This is a genomic window from Rhodovulum strictum (genome assembly GCF_009649175.1).
Taxonomy (GTDB): domain Bacteria; phylum Pseudomonadota; class Alphaproteobacteria; order Rhodobacterales; family Rhodobacteraceae; genus Rhodovulum; species Rhodovulum strictum.
The window spans coordinates 69,376-75,814 of the sequence record NZ_WJPO01000019.1; the positions used below are offsets into that span (position 1 = coordinate 69,376).

At 67.5% G+C, this 6,439-nt stretch carries 5 protein-coding genes; 4 read left to right on the plus strand and 1 reads right to left on the minus strand.

Features of this window, described 5'->3' with window-relative positions:
* Positions 1-14 precede the first annotated feature (14 nt).
* The 3 genes from GH815_RS19490 to GH815_RS12400 all read left to right on the plus strand — a co-directional run bounded on the left by GH815_RS19490 (position 15) and on the right by GH815_RS12400 (position 5,342).
* The gene (locus GH815_RS19490; RefSeq protein WP_170290341.1) at positions 15-1,241 is read left to right on the plus strand and encodes a PqqD family peptide modification chaperone; all 1,227 of its coding nucleotides are present in this window, start codon (positions 15-17) and stop codon (positions 1,239-1,241) included.
* Positions 1,242-1,612: 371 nt separating this feature from the next.
* Positions 1,613-4,216: a TonB-dependent receptor gene (locus GH815_RS12395; RefSeq protein WP_153749089.1), complete on the plus strand. Its 2,604-nt coding sequence runs from the start codon at positions 1,613-1,615 to the stop codon at positions 4,214-4,216.
* A gap of 31 nt (positions 4,217-4,247) precedes the next feature.
* Complete coding sequence (locus GH815_RS12400; RefSeq protein WP_211365078.1) at positions 4,248-5,342, plus strand: cytochrome-c peroxidase; 1,095 nt, start codon at positions 4,248-4,250, stop codon at positions 5,340-5,342.
* 252 nt (positions 5,343-5,594) lie between these two features.
* Here GH815_RS12400 and GH815_RS12405 read toward each other — a convergent pair whose 3' ends face one another.
* Entirely contained in the window at positions 5,595-5,792 is a 198-nt protein-coding gene (locus GH815_RS12405) for a hypothetical protein (protein WP_153749090.1), read from the minus strand.
* A gap of 276 nt (positions 5,793-6,068) precedes the next feature.
* Here GH815_RS12405 and GH815_RS12410 point away from each other — a divergent pair.
* On the plus strand, positions 6,069-6,439 hold a 371-nt coding region (locus GH815_RS12410), incomplete at its 3' end, for an ATP-binding cassette domain-containing protein (protein WP_153749091.1).

Genomic DNA, 6,439 nt, shown 5'->3' on the forward strand with positions numbered 1-6,439 from the left:
GCAGGATGGCCCGAGTGGACCGCAAGACAGGGGCTGGCTCTGCCGGCCCCATTTCGCAGGCCAGGCTTCTGCATTTCGCAGGTACGGATCTGGTCGTCCGGCTGGACAACGCCCCCGGGGTGCAGCGCGCGCTGGCGCAGGCGGTGCGCGGCTGGCCCATGGGCGGCCCTGTCCGGCCAGAGGCGCGCGAAACCCGGGTCACCGGCACGCGCAGCGGCTATGCGACGCGGTCCGTCTATCTTGACGAGCCCATCGAGGGGCTGGGCCTGGCCGGGGCGGCCTGCGCCGTGATCGCCGATCTGGCACAGGATTACTTTGAAACCCGCCCCGGTTGCCTGGCGCTGCATTGCGCGGCGTTCCGCTTCAATGGCCGTCTGATCGCCATGACCGGCCCTTCGCGCGCGGGCAAGAGCACGCTGGCCGCGCGGCTGACGCAAGAGCCCGATTGCGAGCTGTTCTGCGACGATGTCCTGCCCATGCCGCAGGACGGGCTTGCGGTTGCCCTGGGCATCGCGCCACGCCTGCGCCTGCCGCTGCCCGAAACGGCCAGCGCCGCGTTCAGGGCCCATGTCGCGCGCCATCTCGGCCCGCGCGACGATCGCTACGGCTATCTTTGCGCTCCGACAGTTGCCCCGCATGGCACAAGCGCGCCGCTCGGCATCCTGCTTGTGCTGGATCGTCGCGCCGGAGCACCCGCCCGCCTGCATGACGTGGCCGAGGACGAGGCGCTGCATCTGCTGTTGTCGCAGAACATGTCCGACCTGCAGACGGCCGAGGCGGCCTTTGCCCGCCTGTCGGGCCTGCTGGCCGCGATCACCTGCCTGCGGCTGGTCTATTCCGATCTGGAAGAGGCCATCGCCCTGATCCGCCGTGCCTTTGGCGGTGCCGCGCCCGTGGCCGAGGGCGTCGGGATCGGCCCGGCCTTGCCCGCTGCGCTGCCCGACAGGCTTGCGCAGGCCGATCTGTCCCCCGACATATGCTGGGCGCGCGACGGCGATGTGGTGATCCAGCACAGGCAGGACAGCGCGTTCCTGTGGCAGCCGGGCAAGCCGATGATCTGGCACATGAACCGGCTTGGGCAGGCGGTCTGGACCCTGCTGGAAATCCCGGGCAGCGCGCGCGAGATCGGCGCGCTGCTGCACGAGCACTTCCCCGACAAGGACGCAAGCGATCTGGTCTCGGACGTGAACGCGCTGCTGCATGCCCTTGCGCAGGATGGTCTGATCGAGCGCAAGGGTTAGCCGGGCCCAACTCGGTTTTCAGCCTGACGGCTTGAAGTTCCCCCGCGGCAGGTCGCCGATGTGGCTTTGAAGATGGCCATTGGTGATCGCGGTGGATACCGCCTGCGCCGAGGCCATGGCGCAGGGCGTCCATTCCGCCGATGTCGTCCTCGACACCCTCGCCCGCAGCCAGGATCCGGCCCCGCCCCATGCTTGTGACATCGCCCGTGGCGATCCGTCTATCTTGACGCTTTTACTCAGACTTTATACGGTCCGGCAGCCGCGGGCATCGACTCCGTTTCCGCCCGAACGGCACGCAGCCAGCTTTTCGCCAGCCTTTTCGGTTTCAGACCGGCGCCCCGGCCAAGGGGGCGCCCAGGGGTGGTGAAGACATGAACAATCCAGACGCCCGTTCCGCCCTGATGGCGGGAACGGCGGCGGGGGCGCTGTGGGCAATCCTGCCCGCGGCCGCGCTTGCCGAAGAACGCTATCCGCTCGGCACGGTGCAACTGCCTGCCGAGAACCGCACAACGACGCTCGAAGGCAGCCGGACCGTGCTTGGCCGCGACTCGATGCAGATTCGCAGCGATGGCTCGGGCGATGCCAACACGGCGCTGACCAGCCTGCCGAACGTGCAGTATCGCGACGACACCGACAGCGACGCCGGCCAGAACAGCGATGATCTCCTCAACCTAAAGCCGCTCGAACTGTCGATCTCGGGCGGGCGGGTGACCGAAAACAATTTCATGCTGGACGGGGTGGGGATCAATTCGCTGACCGGCAACGAAAGCCCCACCACCTCTTCCGACCTGTCGCGTCAGACCGGCAATCCGGGCAGCTATACCTTCTACGGCCTGCATTCGCAGACCCAGTTCGTGCCCTCGGCGATGGTCGACAGCTTCGAGGTCTGGGATTCCAACATCCCCGCCAGGTTCGGCGGCTTCCAGGGTGGCGTGGTGGATTACCGGCTGACCGAGCCCTCGGCCGGGCGCGCGTCGGGCAGGCTGGTCTTCGATTACCACAGCGATGCCCTGGTCGATTACAAGCTCGGCACCGAGGACGGGGACAACCCCCTGGACATGCCGAAACCCGAGTTCACGACACTGCAATACTCCGCCGAGTTCAACCAGCCGCTGGGCGAACGGACCGCCATGATCCTGGGCTTCGGCCGCCGCTGGGCCGAAGCGTCCAAGGCGATGGACCCGCAATACCGCTCGGGCCTGGCCGAGAACGACAGCCGAAGCGATTTCTGGCGGCTGCGGCTGGCACATGAATTGCAGGGCGGTGGCAAGATCAGCTTCGGCGGCATGCTGACCGATTACAGCCAGGGATGGGACTCGAACTATATCGAGGACTACCACCTCGATGTCGATACGCGCGGGCTGTCGCTGGATGCCGGATATGAACGGGAATGGACCGCGCTCCGGTTCGCCGGGCTGGGCCTGTCGAATGTCAGGCTGACGCTCAAGGCCATCCACCAGGACAACCGTGCGGAAAACCTGAACGACCAGAGCGAATTCTACAGCTGGTACGGCGCCTATTTCAGCACGCTGCGCGGGATCGCCTATTCCACCGATGCGTTCGACGCCTGGTGCGATGCCCCCGACGCCCCGCGCCAGGCCGAGGATTACGTCGCCTGCCTGCGCGGCGGCTATGGCAGCAAGACCTACCGGGACGCACGCGACCGCATCGAGGCGCAGCTTCAGGGCGATGTCTGGCGCGGCAGTTTCAGCCTGGGCGCGGCGCTGGAATGGGTCGACGCCGGGCGCAGCGGGACGGGCTTCACGTCCTACACATCCAGCACCTATCCCGGCGCCTTCGGCAGTTTCACCTGCCCGCCGGGCGATCCTGCCTGCATTGACGACCAGTATCTGCGGATCCGGATCACCCAGAACCCCTATGACGTCGAGGTGAGCGCGAAAAAGGCCGAGGCCTATTTCGAACTGGACCAGAGCTGGGGCGATTTCGGGCTGCGCGCCGGGTTGCGCACCGAACGCAACGACGTGCTCAAGAACACCGATCTTGCGCCGCGCCTGTCGGCAAGCTGGACCCCCAGCCCGGATTTCGCGCTGACGCTGGGCGCCAACCGCTATTACAGCGGCAGCTATCTCAGTTATGCGATTCACGATGCGCTGCCGCGCGGGGTGAACCAGTCGCGCACCCACAATTCCACGACCGGCGTGGTCGGCGACTGGGGCGCGCCGATCAGCCTCAACGCCTATTACTACACCCAGGGCGATCTGAAGACGCCCCATGTCGACGAGGGCTCGCTGGCGCTGATGTATCGCGATCCCTGGACGGGGGGCAACTGGCGGCTGAAGGTGATCGACCGGCAGGGCAAGGACCAGTTCGCCCGCTCGCAGGACAGCACCAGCCTGGTCAACCGGCTGACCAATGACGGCACGAACGAATACCGCTCGGTCTCGCTCGAGTATCAGAAGAGATGGGCGGCAGGCCAGGGCGGCGCGCTGGATGATCTCAGCCTCTATGTCTCGGGGGTCTGGTCCAGCCGCCGCACCTCGAACGACAGTTATTTCGGCGAACTTGGCGATGACGGCACCGATGATTTCATCTGGTATGACGACCGCTCCTACACCCGCGGCGCGTTCGATGCGGTGACGGGCAATCGCGATATCCCGGTGCGCGCCACGGTCGAACTGGCCAGTTCCTGGCGAGACGAAAGGTTCCGGCTGGGGGTCGGGGCGGATATCGCCTTCGGCTATACCGCGGCGATCGACACCGGCACGACCGGCACTTTCGTCAACCCCGAGTACGGCAGTCGGCCCCACGACATCTACGCGGATTTCGACTTCGATGCGGCGGTCTCCACCTTTCTGTCGGGCAAGGTAAGGCTGGCGCGGTTGCAGGGGGGCGATCTCGACCTGAACGTGAAGGTGTCGAACCTGTTCAACGACCTCGGCAACCGGACCGCCACCACCAGAAACCCCTGGATGCCCGGGCGCGCGATCCATGTCGGCACCAGCTACACTTGGTAGGCCCGCGGTGCAGGCCCCGCACTGGCGGATCATGCGCATTCTCGTGCTGTGGACGGCAGCGGCGGGGCTTGCCGCCATGGCCGCCACCGCGCCGGGGCGGATGGCCGCCGTGGACAGGACCGCGCCTCTGCGCGCGGTCTATTCCGGCCCGCCCGAAACCTGGCCCCCGCCCCATCTGGATGCGGGCGTGACCTATGTCGAACTGGCGCCGCGCGCCCTGCCGCCCGCCCCCCGCCCGGGCAGCCCCGACGAGGCCCGCGCCCGGCTGGGCGAGCGGCTGTTTTCGGACCCGGCCCTGTCGGACTCGGGCCAGATCGCCTGCGAAAGCTGCCACAACCGCCGGCTTGGCTGGGGCGACGGCCTGCCTCGCTCGATTGGTCACGACCGGCAGGAAGGCCCGCGCAATGCGCCCGCGCTGTTCACCGCAGGCGCCGGGCTGCCGCTGTTCTGGGATGGTCGCGCCGACAACCTGCCCGAACAGGCGCTCGGCCCCCTGACCAGCCCGGTCGAGATGGCCAACCATGACCTTGCGGCGATCCCGGCCCGGCTGATGGCGCGGCCCGATTACCCCCGCCTGTTTGCCGAAGCCTATGGCCCCGGCCCGATCACGCTGGATCAGGTGACCGACGCACTGGCCCGGTTCCAGACCCACCTGGACCGGCCGACCCGGCTGGACCGGTTCCTGTCGGGCGATCCGCGCGCGCTGAGCGATCAGGAAATCCTGGGGCTCCACCTGTTCCGCACGCGGGCGCGCTGCGCCAATTGCCATTTCGGCCCGCTGCTGGCCGACGGGCGATTCCATGATCTGGGCCTGTCCTGGTTCAACCGCAGCTTCGAGGATCTGGGCCGGTTCGCGGTCAGCGGCGATCCGGCCGATGTGGGCGCCTTCCGCACGCCCAGCCTGCGCCATGTCTCGCGTACCGGGCCCTACATGCATAACGGGTTGTTCCCGCATCTTGTCGGCGTGGTGCGGCTTTACGCGGCCGGGGGCGGGTCTTCGGCCGCGCCCGATCCGGCGCGGCCCGTGTTGGCCGAGGCAGCGCGCACGACCTCGCCGCTCTTGCACCGGCTCGACCTCGATGAGGCCGAGATCGCCGCGCTTGTGGCGTTTCTGGAGGCGATCTGAACGGCGCGACAGGCCTTGCCGTCATCGAGGACAAGCAGGAAGTCCCGGAACCGGACGACCAACGATGCCCAGAATCTTGGCCATGGCGTCCTGCCGATTCGCGCCGGGTCGACCGGGCCGCGAAAGAACAGGGGCGGTGCAGTGCACCGCCCCTTGTCATGTCTGACCTGACCGAAGCTGGCTGGGGGCTTCGCGTGGCTGGCCTGCGAAAGTCGCGGCTGGCAGCGAGCGGACCGGGCTGGCGACCGGGCCTCAGGCGGCCTGGGTGTCCTCTTCGAAATGGCCGCACCAGTCGTCGGACTTCACCACCGGCCAAAGGCCGCGGGCATCCGCCTCGGGCTGCGAGACCGGCGGGTTGAACCGGCAGAGACCGGCACCCTCAAGGGTCGCGGCGGTGTTGGCCGCGTGGTCTTCGAAGAAGCTGCAGCTTGCGCACATGGTCGTGGACATCGAAATCTCCTTTGCGTGGGCGCCATCCAGCCGAGGCGCCATGCCGGACCATGCCGCAACCGGGCATCGCGGTCAAGAAAAAATGCAATAACGTCAAATACTTGAGCGTTTCTGTCGGGCGCGGATGGATGATCGTTTCGCTCAGAAAACACGGGCGCGGCCTGCGACAGAATAGCTGATGAAAACGCTCGGACATGTGTTAACCTGCCCCCGACGCGGCCCAGCAATCCCGTTCCAAGCCAGGTCCTTCCGCGCCAACCCCGATGGGGAGGGACCATGCTTGAGATCGAGGATCTGTGCGTCGAGGTGGCCGGAAAGCCGGTTCTCGACGGCATCACGCTGCACCTGCCGCCGGGCGAGTTGCATGTGCTGCTGGGCCCGAACGGGTCCGGAAAGTCGAGCCTTCTGGCCAGCATCCTCGGCCTGCCGCCCTACAGGATCACCCGCGGCGCGATCCGCCTTGACGGCGTGGCGCTGACCGATCTGCCGCTACAGGCACGCGCCCGGCTTGGCATCGGCATGGCGTTCCAGCGCCCGCCCGGCCTAGACGGCGTGTCGGTCTCGGCCTTTGCCGAGGCGCTGGGGGCGGGCGAGACGCTGGCGCGCGAGGCGGCGGCGCTGGACCTGACCGATTTCGTGCGGCGCGA